Annotated in this window: 15 protein-coding genes; 8 read left to right on the top strand and 7 right to left on the bottom strand. The window is 50.1% G+C overall.

Translation table 11 applies throughout. The annotated features are described in order from the left end of the window. The first annotated feature begins 43 nt into the window (after nt 1–43). Entirely contained in the window at nt 44–2383 is a 2340-nt protein-coding gene (gene porZ / locus IX84_RS11525; protein ID WP_081968713.1) for a type IX secretion system anionic LPS delivery protein PorZ, read from the top strand. Nucleotides 2384–2418: 35 nt separating this feature from the next. Here porZ and bshA read toward each other — a convergent pair whose 3' ends face one another. Beyond that, on the bottom strand, nt 2419–3552 hold the full coding sequence (gene bshA / locus IX84_RS11520) for an N-acetyl-alpha-D-glucosaminyl L-malate synthase BshA (protein ID WP_044220771.1): 1134 nt from the start codon (nt 3550–3552) through the stop codon (nt 2419–2421). A 161-nt stretch (nt 3553–3713) separates the two neighbouring features. Next, nucleotides 3714–6575, bottom strand: a complete 2862-nt coding sequence (locus tag IX84_RS11515) for a T9SS type A sorting domain-containing protein (protein ID WP_044220404.1) — start codon at nt 6573–6575, stop codon at nt 3714–3716. 305 nt (nt 6576–6880) lie between these two features. Here IX84_RS11515 and IX84_RS11510 point away from each other — a divergent pair, with 305 nt between their 5' ends. Together IX84_RS11510 and IX84_RS11505 are read left to right on the top strand one after the other, a co-directional pair. Beyond that, nucleotides 6881–7795: a MerR family transcriptional regulator gene (locus IX84_RS11510; protein ID WP_044220401.1), complete on the top strand. Its 915-nt coding sequence runs from the start codon at nt 6881–6883 to the stop codon at nt 7793–7795. 60 nt (nt 7796–7855) lie between these two features. Continuing rightward, nucleotides 7856–8530 carry a YceI family protein gene (locus tag IX84_RS11505; protein WP_052515958.1) on the top strand — a complete coding sequence of 225 codons (675 nt, stop codon included), beginning with the start codon at nt 7856–7858 and terminating at the stop codon, nt 8528–8530. A 119-nt stretch (nt 8531–8649) separates the two neighbouring features. Here the strand turns inward: IX84_RS11505 and IX84_RS11500 are convergent, their stop codons facing one another. Next, on the bottom strand, nt 8650–9102 hold the full coding sequence (locus IX84_RS11500; RefSeq protein WP_044220399.1) for a low molecular weight protein-tyrosine-phosphatase: 453 nt from the start codon (nt 9100–9102) through the stop codon (nt 8650–8652). Nucleotides 9103–9217: 115 nt separating this feature from the next. Between IX84_RS11500 and trkA the strand changes: the two genes are divergently transcribed. The 4 genes from trkA to mtnA all read left to right on the top strand — a co-directional run bounded on the left by trkA (nt 9218) and on the right by mtnA (nt 13909). After that, complete coding sequence (gene trkA / locus IX84_RS11495) at nt 9218–10561, top strand: Trk system potassium transporter TrkA (protein WP_044220396.1); 1344 nt, start codon at nt 9218–9220, stop codon at nt 10559–10561. A gap of 24 nt (nt 10562–10585) precedes the next feature. Then, entirely contained in the window at nt 10586–12037 is a 1452-nt protein-coding gene (locus IX84_RS11490) for a TrkH family potassium uptake protein (RefSeq protein WP_044220394.1), read from the top strand. 77 nt (nt 12038–12114) lie between these two features. After that, complete coding sequence (locus IX84_RS11485; protein ID WP_044220391.1) at nt 12115–12630, top strand: hypothetical protein; 516 nt, start codon at nt 12115–12117, stop codon at nt 12628–12630. A 154-nt stretch (nt 12631–12784) separates the two neighbouring features. After that, nucleotides 12785–13909, top strand: a complete 1125-nt coding sequence (gene mtnA, locus IX84_RS11480; protein ID WP_044220765.1) for an S-methyl-5-thioribose-1-phosphate isomerase — start codon at nt 12785–12787, stop codon at nt 13907–13909. 2 nt (nt 13910–13911) lie between these two features. On the opposite strand, the gene hisIE is transcribed toward mtnA, so the two are convergent. Genes hisIE through hisF form a run of 4 tightly spaced genes read right to left on the bottom strand, consistent with a single transcriptional unit; the run spans nt 13912 to nt 17771 of the window. Continuing rightward, the gene (gene hisIE / locus IX84_RS11475; protein ID WP_044220388.1) at nt 13912–14517 is read right to left on the bottom strand and encodes a bifunctional phosphoribosyl-AMP cyclohydrolase/phosphoribosyl-ATP diphosphatase HisIE; all 606 of its coding nucleotides are present in this window, start codon (nt 14515–14517) and stop codon (nt 13912–13914) included. 31 nt (nt 14518–14548) lie between these two features. Beyond that, complete coding sequence (locus IX84_RS11470; protein ID WP_052515957.1) at nt 14549–15814, bottom strand: DNA cytosine methyltransferase; 1266 nt, start codon at nt 15812–15814, stop codon at nt 14549–14551. Beyond that, nucleotides 15811–16971 (bottom strand): HNH endonuclease, encoded by a 1161-nt coding sequence (locus IX84_RS11465; RefSeq protein ID WP_044220759.1) that lies wholly within the window; start codon nt 16969–16971, stop codon nt 15811–15813. The genes IX84_RS11470 and IX84_RS11465 overlap by 4 nt, the downstream gene beginning before the upstream one ends. Before the next feature lie 44 nt (nt 16972–17015). Next, nucleotides 17016–17771: an imidazole glycerol phosphate synthase subunit HisF gene (hisF, locus tag IX84_RS11460; protein ID WP_044220387.1), complete on the bottom strand. Its 756-nt coding sequence runs from the start codon at nt 17769–17771 to the stop codon at nt 17016–17018. A gap of 303 nt (nt 17772–18074) precedes the next feature. Here hisF and IX84_RS11455 point away from each other — a divergent pair, with 303 nt between their 5' ends. Next, complete coding sequence (locus IX84_RS11455; protein ID WP_160213739.1) at nt 18075–20474, top strand: T9SS type A sorting domain-containing protein; 2400 nt, start codon at nt 18075–18077, stop codon at nt 20472–20474. The last annotated feature ends 7 nt before the right edge of the window (nt 20475–20481 follow it).

Genomic DNA, 20481 nt, shown 5'->3' with positions numbered 1-20481 from the left:
TTTTACGGCGAGACAGGCCGGAAAACCAATAAACATCAATGTGATGCGCCAATTTCTACTGTGGACGTTTGGTCTTTGTTTGACTTGCACATTTGCTCATAGCCAAAACCCGCTGCCCATTGGTCAGTGGAGGAGCCACCTACCCTATCAGACCGGGCAATATGTTACCCAGAGTGCCGAAAAAATCTACTTCTCCACCGAATTATCTGTGCTTTCTGTAGACAAGACTGACTTTGCTGTTGACTTTCTCTCCACCGTGGATGGGCTGAGCAATGCCGGTGTGGAGTTCATTCGTTACAATTCGTTCAGCAACATTTTGATCATCGTTTATCAAAATGCGGTGATCGATCTCCTTTACGAAGACGGAGAGGTGGTGACCCTCAATCAAATCCGAAACTTCCAGAACTTCTCCGGAGAGAAGCGGATCAATGACATGCACATTCTCAATGACAGCATCGTCTATCTGGCAGCCACCTACGGGGTATCGGAGCTGGACATTCTGAATACGGAATTCCGGTCCACCACACTAACAGGGGTGGAAGTCAGCAGCGTGCATGTTTTTGAAGAAGACCTCTACGCCGCTACAGAAGAAGGCATCTACCGCATTTCCACCAACAACGTCAACCCGGATGACTTTGGCAACTGGGACTTGCTGGGCCCTTCGGAGGGCTTCCCAATGGACTACAGCGCGCAGGGTTTCGAGACATTTGAGGGCGCGCTTTATGTGGGCGTTAATGACACGGCCTTTCGGTATGAAAATCAGCAGTTGGAATACTTTTATGCCGAAACAGGCAGTACGCTGCAGTTCATGTCGCACGAGGGCACGCTGCTGCTGGTAGGCTTCCGCCCGGGGCGGGTGGTCTATTTGCATCCGGACGGGCGGACGGGCCCTTTGCCATTCAACTGCATTTTCACACCCAATTATGCCATAGAAGATGAGCGGGGGCGGCTTTGGTACGGTAATGAAGCCGTTGGTTCTGATTTCCGCTACGCCGAAAACTTTGAACAAGGCTTCTGCGAATCCCTGAACTTTAATTCGCCCTTTTCAGAAGCCGTCTGGAATATGTCCATTGCCAACGGACAGCTTTGGATGGCCTCCGGGGGACTTGACCAAACCCTGGGCCCAATCTTCATCCGGGATGGATTTGCGTCTCTTATCAACGGGCAATGGACGGTATACAACCGGGATCTGAGGGACGAACTCAAGGGGGATGACCTCAACAGTTCTGATGATGACATTCAGGTTTTTGTCACCTCTGCCATCAACCCGGGGAACAGTAAAGTCTACATGGGCAGCTACATCGAAGGCCTGGTGGAAGTCGATCCTGCTTCTGACGAGATCACCGCCTACAACACGGATAATTCCACTCTGCAAATTGCCCAGCAAGATATTCGCGTGCGCGTGGGCGGGCTTGCGTTTGACGAAGACAATAACCTCTGGGTAAGCAACAACTCGGCTCCTGCCCCACTGTCCGTATTGATGCCTGGTGGGGAATGGCGGAGCTTTCAGCCCGGTTGTTCCCAAAACTCAGTGCTTGATATTGCCATAGATGGCAGTGGGTACAAATGGATACGCCTCGGCAGCAGCAGTGCCGGCCTCCTCCTCTTTGATGAAGGCGATATGGAAGACCCCAATGATGACCGGTGCCGCGTCTTCACCGCTAACAACAGCGAATTGCCCAGTAATGATGTCAATTGCGTGACTGCTGATATAGACGGGGATATCTGGGTGGGCACGACAGAAGGCGTTGTGATTTTTGAATGCGGCAGCAGTGCCTTCGATGAGTCCTGTATTGGTACAAGGCGTATCGTTGAGCAGGATGGCTTTGGCGCCCGCCTTCTGGAGACCGAAAATGTAATCGATATAGCCGTTGACGGTGCTAACCGGAAGTGGATAGGGACACAGAATGGTGTTTTCCTGCTTTCTCCCTCTGGTGAGGAACAAGTCGACCGGTTTACGGTAGCCAACAGCCCACTTTTCGACAACAATATTGTAGACATTGCCGTAGATCAGCAAACCGGAGAGGTCTTTATCGGTACGGCAAAGGGCATTATCTCCTACCAAAGCGATGCGGTGGAAGGGGGCCGGGTGCACCGCTCGGACATTCTGGTTTACCCCAATCCGGTACGAGAGGACTATGAGGGCCCGATCGCCATCAACGGGCTGGCCCGGGATGCGGTAGTTAAAATTACAGACGTGACGGGCAAGCTGGTTTTTGAGACCAATGCCCTGGGCGGGCAGGCGGTCTGGAATGGCAGGGACTACAACGGGCGGCGGGTACAAACCGGTGTATACCTGGTATTTAGTAGCAGCAATGCCCGCAATACCAGCCTGAACGCCCGGCCAGATGCAGCAGTGGCTAAGATTATGGTCATCAATTGAGATGATCCGCTGCCGGGTTTGTTGCCCGGCACCCCTTAGTAAACAGCTGTCTTGACAATTTCTTCGTAGTAAGCTTCGTATTGCGGGAGGATATTATCGATATCAAAACGTTTGGCCTGTGCCAAAGCGTGGCGACGGAAGGTCTGTAGTTTTTTATCATCCTGGAGTATGCTAAGGGCATTACGGGCCATATCCTCCACATCACCAACCGGGCTAAGGTAACCGGTTTTACCATGAATATTCACTTCCGGCAGGCCTCCTACATCAGAAGAAATGACAGGGACTTCACAAGCCATGGCCTCAAGTGCAGCCAGACCGAAACTCTCACTGCCCGAAGGCATGATAAACAGGTCCGCAATCGCCAGCAGCTCTTCCACGGCGTCCTGCTTTCCCAGGAAGCGGGTTTCATGGCAAAGCTCCATCTTGCGGCAGAGCTCTTCGAGGTTGTGCCGCTCCGGGCCGTCACCAATAAGCAGCAGCTTGGAAGGTATTTCCTTGTAGACTTTAGCGAATACCTTGAGTACATCCTCTACGCGTTTTACCTTTCGGAAGTTGGACACATGCACCAGAATCCGCTCTCCGTTTGGCGCAATTGCCTTTTTAAAGTGGTCTTTGTTGACCTTTCGGAAGCGCTCAAAGTCAATGAAGTTATTGATCACTCTGATATCGTTATGGATATCGAAGTACTCATAGGTTTGTTGCTTGAGGCTTTCAGACACCGCAGTGACACCATCTGATTTATTGATGGAGAAAGCCACCACCGGCGCGAAAGCGTTGTTATTGCCCACCAGGGTAATATCAGTACCATGCAGGGTAGTGATCACTGGGATGTACTTGCCTTCGGTGAGCAGAATTTTTTTGGCCATATAAGCCACTGCTGCGTGCGGAATGGCGTAGTGGACGTGCAGCAAGTCCAGGTGGGCAAACTTCACCACATCCACCAGCTTACTGGCCAGCGAGGTATCATAGGGGGTATACTCAAACAGCGGATAGTCTTCGGTAGCGACCTCGTGGAAAACTACATTTTCGTGGAATGCCGACAGGCGTGCAGGGCGTTTGTAGGTGATGAAGTGGACTTCGTGCCCCTTGCGGGCAAGCCCAAGGCCAAGCTCTGTAGCGACAACGCCACTTCCTCCGTAGGTGGGGTAACAGACAATCCCTATTTTCATAAGCGGTGACATGCCCCGCTGCCGCGGGGCAGCAGGTTGAAGTTTTGATTTGCTAAGGATTGATACGTTTGGGGGCTTAAATAGTTTATTTTTTAACAACAACGGGGCGTTCCTGCCTCATTCAGCAGAAACGCCCCGTTACATTTCATCAGGGACTAAAACTACAGCCCGGCTTTGATCAGCTTAGCCGTTTTGACCTGCCCGTTGGCGAAAATACGCACCCAGTACATACCGCTGTTGTAGCGGCTCAGGTCAATGGGGTAGGTCCCCTCTGTCACCTGCTGGTCTACAGTTTCATAAAGCAGTTGCCCCATGGTATTCAGCACCTGAATGCGCGCATCTACCGGCTGCTTGAAGGCTACGGTCAGGGTACTCTGCCCGGAGGTCGGATTAGGCGCCAGGTTGACGCTGCCGATGTTGTCCAGTTCAATCGTACCGACCATTACATCCACTACGAATGTTTTGACGTCCTGACAGCCAAACCCATCTGTAATCGTTACGGTGTATTCGCCAACGCCCAGGTCAGAAACCACCCGGGTCGAATCGCCGGTGCTCCACTCGTAGATGTAAGGGCCTTCGGAGCTTGTTGGCAGGACAGCTATGCTGCCATCTGTCATATCCGCTGCACTGGCACCAGTGATGGTGGAATCAATGGTAATACCACTACAACGGCGGATATTGATGTTGTCGATATCCAGCCAGTAGTCACCTTCACCCCAGATACCCTGGAAGCGAACGCGGATATACTCCCCGGCATATTCTTCCAGTGGAAGCGTCACGGTTGTCATATCTACGGATGGAACATGCAGAGAGTCAGAAACCGTAAAAACAGTTGTATAGGTTTCTCCACAGTCTGTAGAGACGCCTACCTTAAGGCTGTCCATATCTGTGAGCACTGTTGGCTCTGTACCTGCGAAATATTCAACGTACCGGTAATCAAAGCGGAGGGTGTCACCAGCTTCCACGGGCCCCAGGACCGGCATTTCCAAGGAGATAGAATCATTGAAGGACCAGATATTGGCATGGATGGCAAAAGTGGCGTTATTGTGCCCGTTAGAAACCGTCACACTTGGGCTAACCTCCCAGTCATCCGGCACACCTCCTGCTTCAAAGTCCTGTTTGTAAGGCAGTTGAGAAGCCGTTTGGAAACGGTACATAGTCGTGTCATTGGCCAGGAAGCCGTCACCGTCGAGCATGGCCCAGGCGCGGACTTCGTAGATGCCCGGCACGGAAGAGTCGAAGGTTTGTTCGAAAGTATAAACAAACTGATCCCCCGGGAAAACGATAGGCAAGCCAGTGGTTTCCATCACCACAGGGCCGCCGTTCACGGAGTAGGCTACCGGAATATTTTGCTGAGGTTCATCACCCACATTCCGGATGGTGAACGTCACCTGATCGTCAGGGCTACCGCAGGCTACATCTTCCAGCGTTGTGATACCGGAAGCGGCCATATCATCTGCAATTGTTGGCCCGATCAGGATATTGTCGAGCCCAATCCCCTCACGCGGAACAGAACCATCAGAAGAGAAAACGAAACGCACCTTTACATCAGCTTCTCCCGCAGTATTTGCGAGGATATTTTGTACATACGCCCATCCCTCAAATCCAGCAGTGCCATCCCACCAGTTGTTGAACGTATCATTGTACCAGTTCACACCAGTACCTGCCACACCGACTTTAGACCAGGTCTCGCCATCATCAGTGGAAACTTCCAGCCAAAGCTCATCGCAGCAAGACTCTGACTCGAAATTCATAAAGAAGGCGATGCGGGGGTCTTCATCCAGCGAACTGAAATCAAGGCAGGGAGAAATCAGATAGGAAATCTCGCTGTTATTGTAGTCTCCATCCAGGTTGGTCACCCAGGCATTTTCGCCGCTTACAGCACTATTGATCAGCGTACCAGCCGGCACGCCGTATTCCCAGGTAGCCTCGCCGGTGCCATTCTGTTCAACGGTCCATCCACCGCCCCACTCTTCGAAAGTTTGGTAGTAAGGGTAAGTCGTTACCTCCGGAATATTGACAATAAGGACACGGGTGGTATCATTTGTACGTACGCTATCACCTTCCAGGTCCGTCCAGATTTCAAATAAGTACTCGCCGGGCTCGGACAGGTCATAAGGTGCATCAAACTGAGCGATATCCGTACTATCCGTCCCAATCACACCAGTGAAGAGGCCATCCGTGGGCATATTCACGCCGCCGGGAATGCCATTGACGGCAAAGTTGTAAGGGATGAGTGTCTGAGGCGCACCTCCAAAATTGGAAATGGCTAAAGTAATGCTGTCTGCTATCCCCAGGTTGCAAGCGGTAACCGGGTCAAGCAATTCCACTACCCCCACGTCATTCGCAAATGGAGTGAAAAAAGGGTAGGGGCCAATTGTAATGCTTGTATCACCATTCGCACATGCAGCGGACAGGTATACTTCGTAACCGGTATTTTCCGAAAGGTTGAAAAGAGTTGTGGAAGCCCCGGATATAGTTTTGAAAGTGCCCATGCCCGGCATAAAGCCCGCTTCGCCAAGCTCAATGATCGTGGAGCCTTCCGGGTCAGAAGGGATCAAAGAGACATCGGCACGAAAGGCGCGGATATTCTCAATATCAATCCCCCCGGTAGGCGGCGGCGGGCAGGAAGGGCACACCGCACTGGCAGTAAAGGCAACACCAGACAAAGGGGCACCAACCAGACCATCCTCAAAAATAACAGTAAACTCGGCGTCGACGAGGTTATAGGAAACCTCCGGACCGAACCCGCCAACTGTGAAGTCCAGTATAATCGTATCTCCTTCCGTTACGGTCAGCGCAAAGGAGTTGAAACTACCGTCATCATTGAAATTATCAAGGGTGTAGGTGGTGGTGGTATTCCCGATCGTTACATCAAGGAAGCCGCCATTCCAGCCATCACCGAAGCTATCGAATAGATTGAGCGTATATTCACAGGATGTTTGGGCGTTCAGGGTGCTGCTGCCTAACAAAAACGGCAACAGGATGAACCAAAAGGGGCGCAGGGTAAAACTCCGCTTCATATAGTTTTCTTTTTAACTTTTGATAAGTCTTATAGCAGCTATGCAATATGGTTTTAGCCCGCCTTCGCGGCACCTTCAACCACCATATTTCTTGCCCTGTTATAGGAGTGCTAAAATTAAGCAAAAATTCCAATACCCTTAAGCCTCTTCACGTCACCTGCCTGCCAAAGCAGTAGGAATTCATTGAAAATGATTTTATTTAAACCTTTTATCTTGTTTAATGTTAGGATTTTTGTTCAGCAGGAGGGTCTGTAAACCACAGCTTCTGCAGCAGCTTAAGACACTGATTTAAAAGAAATTATAGCGTGGCCGTTTATTCTATAAAAGATTTAGAAAAGCTTTCGGGCATCAAGGCGCATACCTTGCGGGTGTGGGAGCAACGCTATGATATCATCAAGCCAAAACGGACTAAAACAAATATCCGGTATTATTTGGACGATGATTTGAAATTCATCCTGAATATTGCGCTGCTTAACAAAAACGGTATCAAAATCTCCAAAATAGCGGAGATGAGCCGTGAGGAGATTGCAGAAAAAGTAGCTGCTATTTCTGAAATCAATTTTGAGTATGGCACTCAGCTCGATGCGCTCACCATTTCGATGATTGAAATGGACGAGTACAAATTTGACCGGATCATTAGTACCAATATCCAGCAACTTGGTTTTGAGCGGACCATGCTTGAGATTATTTACCCTTTCCTGGATAAGCTCAGTGTTTTATGGCTTACCGGCTCTATCAACCCGGTGCAGGAGAATTTCATGAGTTACCTGATCCGGCAGAAAATCGTTGTTGCTATTGACAATGAGACTTTGGTTAGTGGCAAGGATGTGAAGCGGTTCCTCATCTATTTACCGGAAGGTGAGAAGCAGGAGCTTAGCATGCTGTTCATGCACTATCTGCTAAAATCCAGAGGCAACCACGTTGCTTATATCGGACAGGACATTACCCTTGCCGATCTCAAGGACGCCTGCACTATTTACCAGCCGGACTTCATTTTCACGATGATCACGGAGACTTTCTCCAGAGAGCCTTTGCAGCAATATGTGGACCGGCTTGCAGAAAACTTTAAGGATTGCCGCATTCTCCTTTCCGGGTATCAGGTAGTGGCCCAGAAAGTGGAGCGGTCCGAAAATATAGAAATACTGAAGAGTCTTGATCAAACGATGTCTTTCCTGGAAACGCTGCAGGCCAGTGGAGAAAAAATAAAAGCCCGCCACTAAAACCTATTTCAGACAACTGACCTTTCCTTTTATAATTGTTCAACACTTTAAATCTCTATTATGAAAAAGGCAATGCTCCTTTACGGCGCAGCACTGTTGCTGAGCGCAGTATTCGTATCCTGCGGACAAACGCCTGAAGGCGAAAAAGTAGAAGCGCAGGAAAAGGTGGAAACCACTACCTCTGAAAATACTTCGGGCCAGGCATACAGTGTAGATACTGAAGCCAGCAAAATCACCTGGACAGGCGGCAAACTCGTGGGCAATTCACACACAGGCTATATCCAACTGAAAGAAGGCCAGCTCAACGTCGAGGGAGGGAACCTGACAGGCGGCAAGTTTGTGATAGACATGAATACCATTACGGATACGGATATAGAGAACCCGGAGAAGCGCCAGGACCTGGAAGGGCACCTGAAGAGTGATGATTTCTTCAACGTTGGCGCCCACCCTACTGCTACCTTTGAAATCGCCCAGGTAGAACCAGCTCCGGATAAACCAGATGCCACTCATACCATCACAGGCAACCTGATGATGAAGGGCATTACCAAAAGCGTAACTATTCCTGCCAACATCAGTATGGAAGACGGCATGATCAAGGCAATTACGCCCCAGTTTGTCATCGATCGTACACAGTGGGAAGTCATGTACGGTGCATCCGCTCTTGGCGTGGTCAAGGACAACATCATTAAGGATGAAGTGGCCCTTGTCATTGACCTGACAGCTAAAGCCCGGTAAAGGCATCCTTTCCCACCTGTCTGGAAAAAGAAACGGCTGGTACAGGCTTAACGCATCTACCAGCCGTTTTTGATTGGCCTACAGCAAGGCAGCATTCGCCGGAATCCCCCATTTCCTACCTACCGGTGAGCCTCGATCAGGGCATCACAAGCCTGATCCAGCATTTGATACACTTTCTCAAAGCCATCGTCATCCCAATAGGGGTCAGGCACGTCTCCGCCGTTTTCATCAGAAGTGTAGTCCAGTATTTTTTTAACTTTTTTTGCTTCGGCCGGCGATTGAGCTAAACGGAGGATATCCCGGTAATTCGACTGGTCCATCGCCAGGATGAGGTCGAAGTCTTTCAGGTCCTGTCGGCCGAACTGCCGGGCACGCTGTGCGGAGATATCAAGCCCGTGCTGCCCCGCCGTGTAAACCGAGCGAGGGTCTGGCTGTTCGCCGATGTGCCAGGAGCCGGTACCGGCGGATTCAATTTCCCAATCTAAACCCTGGGCCGCAACTTTACGTTCCAAAATCCCCTGTGCCAGTGGGGAACGGCAGATATTTCCCAAACAAACCATCAAGATTCTCATAGAGACCAGCATTTAAAACCCAAAGTAATCTTACTTTCCACTACCCTGCCTATATTTGCAGCTTGGAAAGGCTCGTTGTACAAACAACTGCCCTCGATTTTGAAAAGTTCTAATCATGAAGATTGTAATCGCAGGAGCCGGCGACATAGGTTTCCACCTGGCCGAGCTGCTGTCCTTTGAAAAGCAGGATATCGTCCTCATTGACACCAATCAGGAGGTGCTCGACTATGCAGCCACCCACCTGGATGTCATGACCCTGCGCGGCGACGCCTCCTCCATTGACATCCTCCGGCAGGCCGATGTCAACCGTGCCCGCCTGGTACTGGCAGTCACGACTTCTGAAAAAACCAACCTTGTCACTGCTATCCTGGCCAAGAAGATGGGTGCACGTCAGACCATCGCACGGGTGAGCAATCACGAATACCTTGAGGACTCTCAAAGGGAGACCTTCCGGGAATTGGGTGTAGACTCTCTCATCTCTCCGGTACTGCTGGCAGGGGAGGAAATCCGGCGCCTGATCCGGGAGTGTTCCTTTACAGACCACTTCGCATTTGAGGATGGCAAAATCAACCTTATTGGCGTTACCCTGGACGAATACAGCCCGCTGGTCAACCAGCAACTGTTCAATATTGATGACGAGCAGGACACGGACCTCAACCTTCGTCCTATCGCTATCCTGCGGGGCCACCGGACCATCATCCCAAGGGGCAAAACCATTCTCAGAAGAGGTGACCATGTTTACTTTATCACCAAGAAGAAAAACATGGAGAAACTCAATAATCTGATCGGCAAACAGAAGTACAAGGTCAAAAACGTGATGATACTCGGCGGCACCCCTCTGGGGCTGGCCACTGCGAAACAGCTGGAGAACGAGTATAATATCACGGTGATCGAAAGCGATAAGGAGCGCTGTAAAGTCCTGGCCGAACAGCTCAACAACAGCCTCATCATTAACGGCGATGCCAGCAATATTGACCTTTTGGTGGAAGAAGGGCTAAACAACATGGATGCTTTTGTCGCATTGAGCAGCAACTCTGAGACCAATATTATTGCCAGTCTTACCGCTAAGAACCACGGCGTGTACAAAACCATCGCTCAGGTAGAGAACAAAGAGTACATCCATATTTCCCAAAACATTGGCGTAGATACGCTTATCAATAAAAAACTGATTGCAGCCAATAATATTTTCCGGTTTATCCGCAAAGGCAAAGTAGAAGCCATTACCAGCCTGCACGGTGTGGATGCGGAGGTCATCGAATACCTTATCCACAAATCGAATAAGACCACCCGCAAACCATTGAAAGACTTGCACTTCCCGGATACTGCGCTCATCGGCGGGGTCATCCGGGGAGAAGAAGCCCTTATCCCGGATGGGGAGTTCCAATTGCAGCTCAACGACAAGGTTATTGTGTTTGCGTTGCCCGAGGCTATTGACAAACTTGAACAGTTATTCCACTAAGCTCAGCACCAACAGCCGCTGCTCATGATTAATTTCAGACCTATCGCCCGCGTTATTGCCGTACTTCTTATGCTCATCGGGGGCATGATGCTGTTCGGTATTCCCTTTTCGCTCTACTACGAAAGCGGGGACTTCTGGGCACTGCTCAACAGCGGTCTGATTAGTATTATTACAGGAGGGGCTCTTTGGCTTATCCCTATACCCGGCACGACTAATATCAAAAAAAGAGAGGGCTATCTGATCGTTGCCCTGGGCTGGCTGGCCATGGTCACCTTTGGGATGCTGCCCTACCTGCTCAGCGGGGTGATCCCTGACGTAATCGGAGCGTTCTTTGAAACGGTCTCAGGGATGACCACCACCGGTGCGTCTGTCCTCACTGATATTGAGTCAGTACCTAAGGGTATTTTATTCTGGCGCAGCTTAACGCAATGGATTGGGGGCATGGGGATCATCGTGCTTACAGTGGCTATCTTCCCACTGCTTGGCATCGGTGGCATTGAGCTATTTGTAGCGGAAGCGCCCGGCCCAACCTCCGACAAACTTCACCCCCGCATACGGGAAACGGCCAAGCGGCTGTGGCAGATTTATGTGGGTCTGACCGGGCTCTTGTGCATTGTACTACTGATTGCTGGCCTCGATTTCTATGAAGCCATCAACCATGCCCTCACTACGATGGCGACCGGCGGCTTCTCTACCAAGAATGCCAGCATGGCTTATTACGACCTGCCGCAGGTGCAATACCCTATCATTTTCTTCATGTTCCTGGCAGGTACCAACTATACGGTCATCTATTTCGGGCTGAAAGGGAAGTTCAAGAATGTATGGCAGAGCGATGAGTTCCGGGCCTACCTGACTATTGTAGGCTTACTGGCCGTCATTGTCACCCTGGCCGTGCACAACAACACCGACCTGTCATGGGAGAAAGCGTTCCGGGACAGCCTCTTTCAGATCGTTTCTATTATCACCACAACGGGCTTTGTCTCGGCTGACTATACCTCCTGGGGAAATGCCCTGACAATGCTGTTTTTTGTTCTGCTTTTCCTGGGCGCCTGTGCGGGCTCCACGAGTGGGGGCATCAAGCTGATACGGCATCTGGTGTTTTTCAAAAACTCCTTCCTGGAGTTCAAGCGCATTCTGCACCCCCGTGCGGTTATCCCGTTGAAGCTGAACGGTCAGGTCGTGACCGGGAGGATTCTAACCCACATCATTATCTTCCTGCTACTGTACATGATCTTATTCGTCATAGGGTCTATCGTTGTAGCCGCTCTGGGCCTGGAATTCACCACTGCGGTAGGCGCTACCGCCACGGCCCTGGGCAACGTTGGCCCCGGCATTGGTGGCGTTGGCCCGGTCGACAACTTCGCCTGGCTGAGCCCGCCGATTAAGTTTGTGCTTTCTATTCTGATGCTGCTTGGCCGCCTGGAGCTGTTTACGATTTTGGTGCTGTTTACGCCTTATTTTTGGAAGTCGAATTAAGGGCATGTTGCAAGATACAGCCTGTATAAATTTGCCTGACTGACCCCAAACGCCCTATTTTAGACGGCAAAACCCCAATGAAAACTCTAGCTATCCTCATTCTCACCCTTGGCCTTGCCTGCCAGGTTCAGGCAAGCGCACTGCCCATTTACCCTGACACTGCCCGTTGTGATACTTTAGAAATGAGAGCAGGCTTTGAGCTCTATGCGAAAGTCATCAAACTGGAGGAAAAAGCCTACGTCATTCAATACTGCAAGGATGGAAGAAAAAGCCGCATTCCTGTTAGCAAGATACACCGGATCCGTTATGCCGATGGAACAGTAAAAAGCCGCAAAGATATCCGGCGGGAAGCCTGGCCCAAAACCCTCGCTCTAAACACTACACTGAGCGGTTTCCTGCAACTCCTGTGGTCGGGGCTGATTGGGCTATCGGGCCTTTATCTGGGCGCACTTGTCCTGGCAGTCTACAACTCATGGCTGGGCTTTCCTATTCTAATTCTCGCAGCCGTCTTTGCCGTCCTTTTCCTGGTAAAAGGGCTGGGACGAATTGTAAAGGGCTTACGCCAATTATTCCGTAAACGCCGTAGCGGGTAGCGCCCATTATATCCTTGCATGGTTAATGTGGCAAAGTGCGATGTAGCCACTCCGAAAAGGGCCTGCCGGTATTAATTCTACATCAATTTTTCCTAAGAGGTCAAAATTCTCCCTAATGCACCCTATTTTCAGGGCTCGCAAAACCTCCTCCGATATGAAAATTGATGGCCAGCCCTTCCGTACAATCTGGGAAAAAGCCGATGAGCCCGGCGTTATTCAGATTATCGATCAGCGTCACCTGCCGCATCAGCTGATGATTGAAAACCTGCGGCGGCTCAGCGATTTTGCGAAAGCCATCAAAGATATGCACGTGCGGGGAGCGCCCCTCATTGGTGCCACGGCTGCCTACGGGCTCTACAGCGCTATGCTTGAAGCCCCGGCAGATAAGCGCCGCCTGCCTAAATACATCCGAAAGGCAGCTGATACCCTGCTGCAGACCCGCCCTACTGCGGTCAACCTCGCCTACGCTATTCGCTACAGCCTGCAAAAAATAGATACGCAGGCTGATTTGGAAGGCAAGACAGCCGCCGCCCTGCAGGCCGCCCGGGATATCACCGAGGAAAGCGTGGAGCACTGCCGCCTCATCGGGCAACACGGCCTACCCCTTATCGAAGCCATCAGCAAGCGGAAAAACGGAGCGCCTGTTAACATCCTCACCCACTGCAATGCCGGTTGGATCGCCTGTATTGACCACGGCACGGCTACAGCGCCAATCTATGCCGCCCACGATGCCGGCATCCCGGTGCATGTTTGGGTAGATGAAACCCGCCCCCGCAATCAGGGCGCACGCATCACTGCCTTTGAACTGCTGCAGCACGGTGTGCCGCATACGGTAATTGCCGACAACACCGGTGGGCACCTCATGCAGCACGGGCAGGTCGACCTCGCCATCGTAGGCAGCGACCGCACCACCCGGCAGGGCGATGTGGCGAATAAAATCGGCACCTACCTCAAGGCTTTGGCAGCCAAAGACAATGGCGTCCCCTTTTACGTCGCACTCCCCTCTTCCACCTTCGACTTTGAAGTGGTTGATGGCGTACTGGAAATCCCGATTGAGGAGCGCTCAGCGGATGAAGTGCGCTACATTCAGGGGATGCGCAATGGGAAAGTCTTCAAAGTCCTGCTCACACCGGTCGACAGCCCGGCAGCCAACTACGCCTTTGATGTCACGCCGGCACGGCTGGTCTCGGGGCTGATTACCGAGCGGGGAATTTGCGAAGCTACAGAAGATAGTATTGCGCGTATGTTTCCGGAATTTAGCCTCCCGAAGACTGCCTGATCTTACCGGTGGCGCTCTTCTAAAACTTTCAGCACATCCTTCAGCTCGTAACCCTTGGCGACCAGTAAGACCAGGTAGTGGTACATCAGGTCAGCCGCTTCATTGAGGAAGAGCGCTTCGTTATCGTCTTTGGCTTCGATGACCAGCTCCACGGCTTCCTCTCCTACCTTTTGGGCGACCTTATTCATGCCGCGGGCAAAGAGGCGGGCGGTGTAGGAAGTATCCGGATCGGCATTTTTCCGGCTTTGGATGACCGACTCCAGATGGCCGAGAAAGCCTGCCGGGTAGTTGTCTTCCGCCCAGCAGGTGTCAGTGCCTTTGTGGCAAACCGGACCCGCCGGATGGGCATAGACCAACAGGGAATCCTGATCACAATCAGCCTTGATATCTACCAGCGAAAGTGTATTGCCGGAAGTCTCGCCTTTAGTCCACAAGCGGTTTTTGCTGCGGCTGAAAAAGGTGACCTGCTTCGTATCGAGGGTTTTCTGCAGCGCCTCCTCATTCATATACCCCTGCATGAGCACCCGCCCAGTGGTGGCATCCTGTACAATAGCGGGCACAAGGCCATCGCCTTTTTGAAAATCTATGGTTTTTGGGTCTATAGCCATCTTTGATGATTTTTGATTGTCCATGACGAAGCTATTGATCCATTGCGAGCTTTAATTGGTGACTTGCTTCGTAGATCACCTTTTTTTCTTTTCCCATATATATTTGATCCCTTATTTCTTTAGCCAATTTATAAGCAAAAAGAGGTGGAACAGCGTTACCTACCTGAGTAAACTGTCGTGCGGTAGAGCCAACAAATGTGTAGTCATCAGGAAACGTTTGAAGCCGAGCCGACTCCCTAACTGAAAGAGTCCTTGGAATAAATGGATGTAAATGAGATCGACCACCTCCCTTTTTACCCCCGGCTATAATTGTTTTTGAGGGCTTTCCAGGGTCTAAGCGATCTACTCGGCCTAGTTGATCTCTTCTTCCGATACCAAGTTTACAGTATCTAAGAATACTATCTATCTTATGAAGCCTTGTTTCATGATTGCTGCATCCATTTATAGGTCTGTTCAATGCATGATATAAAGGCACCAGTTTACTTGATTCATCCATAAAAGCAAATCTTTTTTTCACATCTCTGCAACCGATTACAAAGACCCTATTCCTATTTTGCGGAATCCCGTAATTTGCCATGTTGACCTTTTTTGGAGGACTAACCTGATAACCCGCTTCTTCCAGTTTTTTTATTTCTACACTAAGGCCTACTCCTTTATCCATATCAATAAGCCCTATGACATTTTCGATGACAAATACTTTTGGCCTAAATTTAATTATGTAGTCAACATAAGTTTGAAGCAAATTACCCAACTGCTTATTTTGAAAGCCTGTCCTTTTAAAATTATCTCCATTTTTACTGAATCGCTGATTCGCTGCGATACTAAAGGGTTGGCATGGTGGCCCACCAAAGAATACGCCTTCGAATGGCCTATCATGTTTTAAGCAGTCTTCAAGGGCTGCATGAACTTCTTCTTTATTTTTTACATCACCAGTAAATTCGGGTGGACCAATAACTAGCGTATCAGGAAAATTGGTTCGTAAGGTTTTACAGAATACTTCTTCATATTCAATACAAGCTAATGTAAAAAAACCTGCTTTTTTAAATCCAATATCAAAGCCACCCGCGCCTGAGAAAAAACTGATGCAGGGAATCGAAGGTTTCTCATTTGGTAAATCATCGATACACTCAAAATTACTCTCTCTGTCTGTTATTAGAGCATCGTTTGATTTTTCTTCGTAAATCAAATCATCATAAGTTAAGCCGCGATTACGCAAAGCGATATCTAGCCTGCCGCCCTTTTCTTTTACAGACAGTAAAAAGCTGTATTGTTCTTCGAATGTTTTAAAACCACTCATACTACTCTTGTTTTTGCTTCTTGATACACCTCAATAGCCTGCTTTTTTGAGACAAAATCATCAAAATCCCTACTTCTGAACCAATACCTGTAGTAGCTATGTACAGCTCTATGGCAATTTGGGCACAACGGAACTACATCTACCAATGCAGTTCCGTGATGCTCAATACTCAATGAAGCAGAAAGTGGTAATATATGATGCAATTCCAACAAATTGTTAGTCCAAGGATACCTTTTTTTCGTGTCAATACTACACATATCACAAGTTGCATGTGGATTGTCTTTAAAATACATTTTTCTCAACAAAGGGCTTCTTTCAATTTTAAGATGAGTTACCCGCCGTTTTTTACCCTCTATAAATCTGTTGTCATGAATATTTTCTCTTGAACTTACAGCTACATTAATATCTTCAGCGACGGTGCTTGTTATGTTTGTAAAATCTATTTCCCTGTTCTCACTTATTTCTGTTACTATTGGACTAGCAAGGTCAATGAAATTATTGTTTAGCCCCAAGTCCTCCGCTGTAAAATCTAAGTAGATTTTGCGGTTGATAATTTTAAAAATGCTCATTTGCCCCAAGAACATTAGCATCTCGCGGACCTGTCTTTTTTCATCACCTATTGGGCTTCGGTTGGTTCTTGTTAATTTGGCATATTCACTTAAGTTCTCTGTTCCTCTAAGATTATTCCCAATAACAAATTGAAAAAAGTCTTTAAGCTCGAATCCATTTTGATCCAAGTTTAATCTCTGACTGATCATAAACTTAATAAAGGCGCAGAATGGATAAACCGGACGGTCTATTTTATACGTTTCGGTAAACGCAGGAAACGGATACCTAAATCGCCTTATTACTTCTGCCAAATATGAATCAACATCAAAATCACTGTTAATAATTGATTTTGCTACGTTAGAAACAAAAAGGTTACCACCAATGGTAGTTCCAAGCATTGAGCACTCAAAAACTCTCTTATAATTACGCCAAACTTTATACGAACTTGGGGAAAATGGCATTCCCGTAGTATTTTCAAGAGCTCTTCTGAAAAGATTATCGTCTTGATTGGGGCTTATACCTTCCAAACTATCAAAAACCGAAGCTATATCCCTAAGGACATTATATTGGAAGTATAATAACCGCCCCTGGTCCCATCTGTATTTCATTGCGAATCCCATTTTATCTTCGAAGGCAACAGGTTATTCGGGTTTTAAAGCCGCACCGTCACACCCTTATCCCTAAGATAGGACTTCAGGTCGGTGATGCCGATTTCACGAAAGTGGAAAATACTAGCCGCCAGCCCGGCATCGGCCTTACCTTCCGTGAAAACATCATAGAAGTGCTCCATGTTCCCGGCACCGCCTGAAGCAATGACCGGAATGGAAACCGTTTCGGATACCCGGGCGGTGATACCATTGGCAAAGCCATTCTTAGTGCCATCGTGGTTCATGGAGGTGAAGAGGATTTCCCCCGCCCCCCGGTCTTCGGCTTCCTTTACCCAATCGAGCAGCCGCACCTCGGTAGCGAGCCGTCCCCCGTTGAGGTGGACAAACCAGTCGCCATCAATAGACTTGGCATCCACGGCTACCACCACAAACTGACTCCCAAAGCGCTTCGCGAGGTCTTCGATCAGCTGCGGGTTACGCACTGCTGCCGAGTTGATGGAAATCTTATCTGCCCCGGAGGCCAGGAGGACGTCCACATCCTCAACGGATTTGATGCCCCCGCCGATGGTGAAGGGGATGCTCAGGTGCTCGGCGATATCGTGGGCCAGCGCCGCCAGGGTTTTGCGTTTTTCGTGCGTGGCGGTGATATCCAGGAAGACCAGTTCGTCGGCCCCCTGTTCGCTGTAGAGGGCGCCCAGTTCCACAGGGTCACCTGCATCGCGCAGGTTGACAAAATTGACACCCTTTACGGTGCGCCCGTCCTTGATATCCAGGCAAGGTATGATGCGTTTGGCTAGCATTTGAAAACGTTACTTTTCGCGAAGGTAGGAAAATTGCGTTGCTCACACATTCAGGGACTGTACGCACGAAGTCAAAATATGACTTCACAACTCCACATTGCCTGTTTGTCCGAAAAACCAGTATCTTTCAGTTGGAAAACCCGTAGTTCGTACCGATGCTGAATGCTGATCCAACCAGGTGGCAAGGTAAACTTACACCCTGAAAGCACTCATTCAGCCATTCCAGAGAAGCACTCACTCATTGCAGATGGCAGCCGCCAGGGAAAATGGCCATATTGGAATACACATCAAAAATACCAGCGTATGCAGACCCGGATACTTCTACTTCTTACCGCCTTAGGCTTGCACCACCTCCTGAATGCACAGTGCGGGCCGCCTGAAAATATGAGCGACTTGTTTGGGAATGAAATCCAGGCCCGGATCACTACGGGTGGCGACCTGTTTTGGGATGGCAACGATGCGAGATTTCGCATTACAAGCACTCCGGGTATGCCCAGTACTATTTTTGCGGAAGGGCTGTGGCTGGGCGGTATTGACCCCGCCGGCAACCTGAAGGTATCTGCTCAAACCTATGGCAGAGCCAGTGGAGAGAGCGATTACTTTCCGGGCCCATTGCCTAGCGGTGGCGCCATCGATGCCGATGCCTGTGCCAACTGGGACCGCACCTGGAGTGTGCGCAGGTATGAAATTGAGGCTCACCTTGCCGACTTTGCCGACAACGGTACAGTTGACACTCCCCAACCCGCTATCCTGGAATGGCCAGGCAAGGGCAACCCTTACTTCGAGGAGGCGTTTGGCTTCCCTCTGCCTAATGACGAGCACGGTCTCGCCCCCTTTGCCGATACCGATGGCGATGGGCTGTACGACCCCATGGCGGGGGACTATCCGGCCCTGGAAGAAGTGGCGGTGACACCTGAGCAAATGATTTGGAGTGTATTCAATGATGCTGGCGATGTTCATGGTCAGACATTAGGAAATCCGCTAAACATGGAGATACAGCGGACTTCCTGGGCCGTCAGTTGCGGAGGCAGCATCCTGGACCGGACGGTTTTTGTTCAGTACCAACTCATCAACCGCGGAGTGGAATTGCTGGACTCTTTACGGTTTGCCATTTGGACTGACTTTGACCTGGGTTGCTATACCGATGATTATGTCGGCTCCGCTCCCGAATACAATGCTTTCTTTGTGTACAACGACAATCCCATTGACCAAAACCCATGCCCGCAGGGCGTAGACAGTTTTGGAGAAAATCCGCCCGTGCAATCCTCGGTTATCCTCAGTCACCCACTGTCATCCTATATACTCTTCACTGGCGGTAATGGTCCGCCTGGTACAAGCAACCCCGGACAGCCGACAAGCTATTACCATTATATGAATGGCAGATGGCTGGATGATACACCCATCACTGTGGGAGGCAATGGTTATATGAGTTCTACAGAAGAAACCACTTTTATGTTCCCTGATGACCCGAACGATCCGGAGGGATGGTCTTTGTATTCAGAACAGCTTATGGGTCGAGACTGGCGTGGCGTAGGTGGCGTACGACTGGGCAGCTTAAGCCCAAACGAATCGGTAACTGTTGCCACCGCCCGGCTCTACACCCGCGTGCCCGGCAATGACTTCCTCGAAAACGTCTCCGCTATGTACGGCGAACTTGATGCCCTGCACGAGGCTTACGCCAATGGCTTTGAAGATGCCTGCCCGCAACAGCCGCTTTGCACCAACGACTGCGTCTGGCCCGGGGATGCCAATGCCGATGGTATTGCCAATCAGGAGGACCTGCTCGCTATCGGGCTGAACGCAACAACCACGGGCCCTACCCGCGATGGCGGTTTGTTCTGGGGCCCCAAAGTAGCCGATGACTGGTCCACCGATTTGGTCAAACATGCCGATACCGATGGAAATGGCAGTATTGACACCGCTGATGTGGAAGTCACCCACCTCAACTACAATCTGCGGCGGCCCGACTATGTGGAAAGCCCGACTTACGTGGAAGGCCCGGAATTACAGGTTGGCCCGGCTTTCCCAAATGGTTTTAACGGTGTAAATGCGGGTAGTATCGTACTTACGCGTATTTCTCTGGCTGACGTTTCGGAGCTCAAAGGATTGTCCTTTTCCATCGAATTTGATACCCGATACTTTGATGGGACCATCCATCCTGCTACTATTTCTGGCAGTTCGGAAGAACTATACGCCAGGATGCCCCTCAATGAGGAAGGACTTATTGGCTTCGCCCGGTATAAAATGGCACCAGGCACCTTAATTGAGGGCACCGGCACCTACGAACTCTTCACGATGCAAGTCCGGGAATATTTCGACATTCCAGTCCCTTCAGATACCTCCTACCTGCGCTTTCGGGATATCGTTGCAGTGCGGGAAGATGGCAGCCTGATCCCCATTGGCGGCATGACCGTACCCGTGATCTTTAACGGGGTCTTTGTGGACACAGAAGATGTGCCAGCGCAAGAGCAGCTTCAGGTTTTCCCCAACCCCACTACCGGGCAATTGCACGTAAACTTCCCCGGGCAGCAGGTGGAACAACTGGAAGTCTGGAACAGCACCGGACAGGCTGTACGCCGCGCGCAGGGGCCCTTCCATGAGCAACATACGCTGGATTTGAGCGGGCTGCCGGCGGGGCTTTATACCCTGCGGGCGCGGATGGCAACAGGGATGCGGGTAGAGAAGGTGGTGGTACAGCCTTGATAGTATA

Origin of the sequence: Phaeodactylibacter xiamenensis, assembly GCF_000759025.1 — a bacterium.
GTDB lineage: Bacteria > Bacteroidota > Bacteroidia > Chitinophagales > Saprospiraceae > Phaeodactylibacter > Phaeodactylibacter xiamenensis.
The sequence above is the reverse complement of the archived record's forward strand: the minus strand, read 5'-3'. Positions and strand labels throughout refer to the sequence as shown.

What these genes read in the sequence shown, in the direction of transcription:
- porZ (WP_081968713.1), top strand. Translation starts at nt 44, where the DNA reads ATGCGCCAATTTCTACTGTGGACGTTTGGTCTTTGTTTGACTTGCACA.
- bshA (WP_044220771.1), bottom strand. Translation starts at nt 3,552, where the DNA reads ATGAAAATAGGGATTGTCTGTTACCCCACCTACGGAGGAAGTGGCGTT.
- IX84_RS11515 (WP_044220404.1), bottom strand. Translation starts at nt 6,575, where the DNA reads ATGAAGCGGAGTTTTACCCTGCGCCCCTTTTGGTTCATCCTGTTGCCG.
- IX84_RS11505 (WP_052515958.1), top strand. Translation starts at nt 7,856, where the DNA reads ATGAAAAAGGCAATGCTCCTTTACGGCGCAGCACTGTTGCTGAGCGCA.
- IX84_RS11500 (WP_044220399.1), bottom strand. Translation starts at nt 9,102, where the DNA reads ATGAGAATCTTGATGGTTTGTTTGGGAAATATCTGCCGTTCCCCACTG.
- trkA (WP_044220396.1), top strand. Translation starts at nt 9,218, where the DNA reads ATGAAGATTGTAATCGCAGGAGCCGGCGACATAGGTTTCCACCTGGCC.
- IX84_RS11490 (WP_044220394.1), top strand. Translation starts at nt 10,586, where the DNA reads ATGATTAATTTCAGACCTATCGCCCGCGTTATTGCCGTACTTCTTATG.
- IX84_RS11485 (WP_044220391.1), top strand. Translation starts at nt 12,115, where the DNA reads ATGAAAACTCTAGCTATCCTCATTCTCACCCTTGGCCTTGCCTGCCAG.
- mtnA (WP_044220765.1), top strand. Translation starts at nt 12,785, where the DNA reads ATGAAAATTGATGGCCAGCCCTTCCGTACAATCTGGGAAAAAGCCGAT.
- hisIE (WP_044220388.1), bottom strand. Translation starts at nt 14,517, where the DNA reads ATGGCTATAGACCCAAAAACCATAGATTTTCAAAAAGGCGATGGCCTT.
- IX84_RS11470 (WP_052515957.1), bottom strand. Translation starts at nt 15,814, where the DNA reads ATGAGTGGTTTTAAAACATTCGAAGAACAATACAGCTTTTTACTGTCT.
- IX84_RS11465 (WP_044220759.1), bottom strand. Translation starts at nt 16,971, where the DNA reads ATGAAATACAGATGGGACCAGGGGCGGTTATTATACTTCCAATATAAT.
- hisF (WP_044220387.1), bottom strand. Translation starts at nt 17,771, where the DNA reads ATGCTAGCCAAACGCATCATACCTTGCCTGGATATCAAGGACGGGCGC.
- IX84_RS11455 (WP_160213739.1), top strand. Translation starts at nt 18,075, where the DNA reads ATGCAGACCCGGATACTTCTACTTCTTACCGCCTTAGGCTTGCACCAC.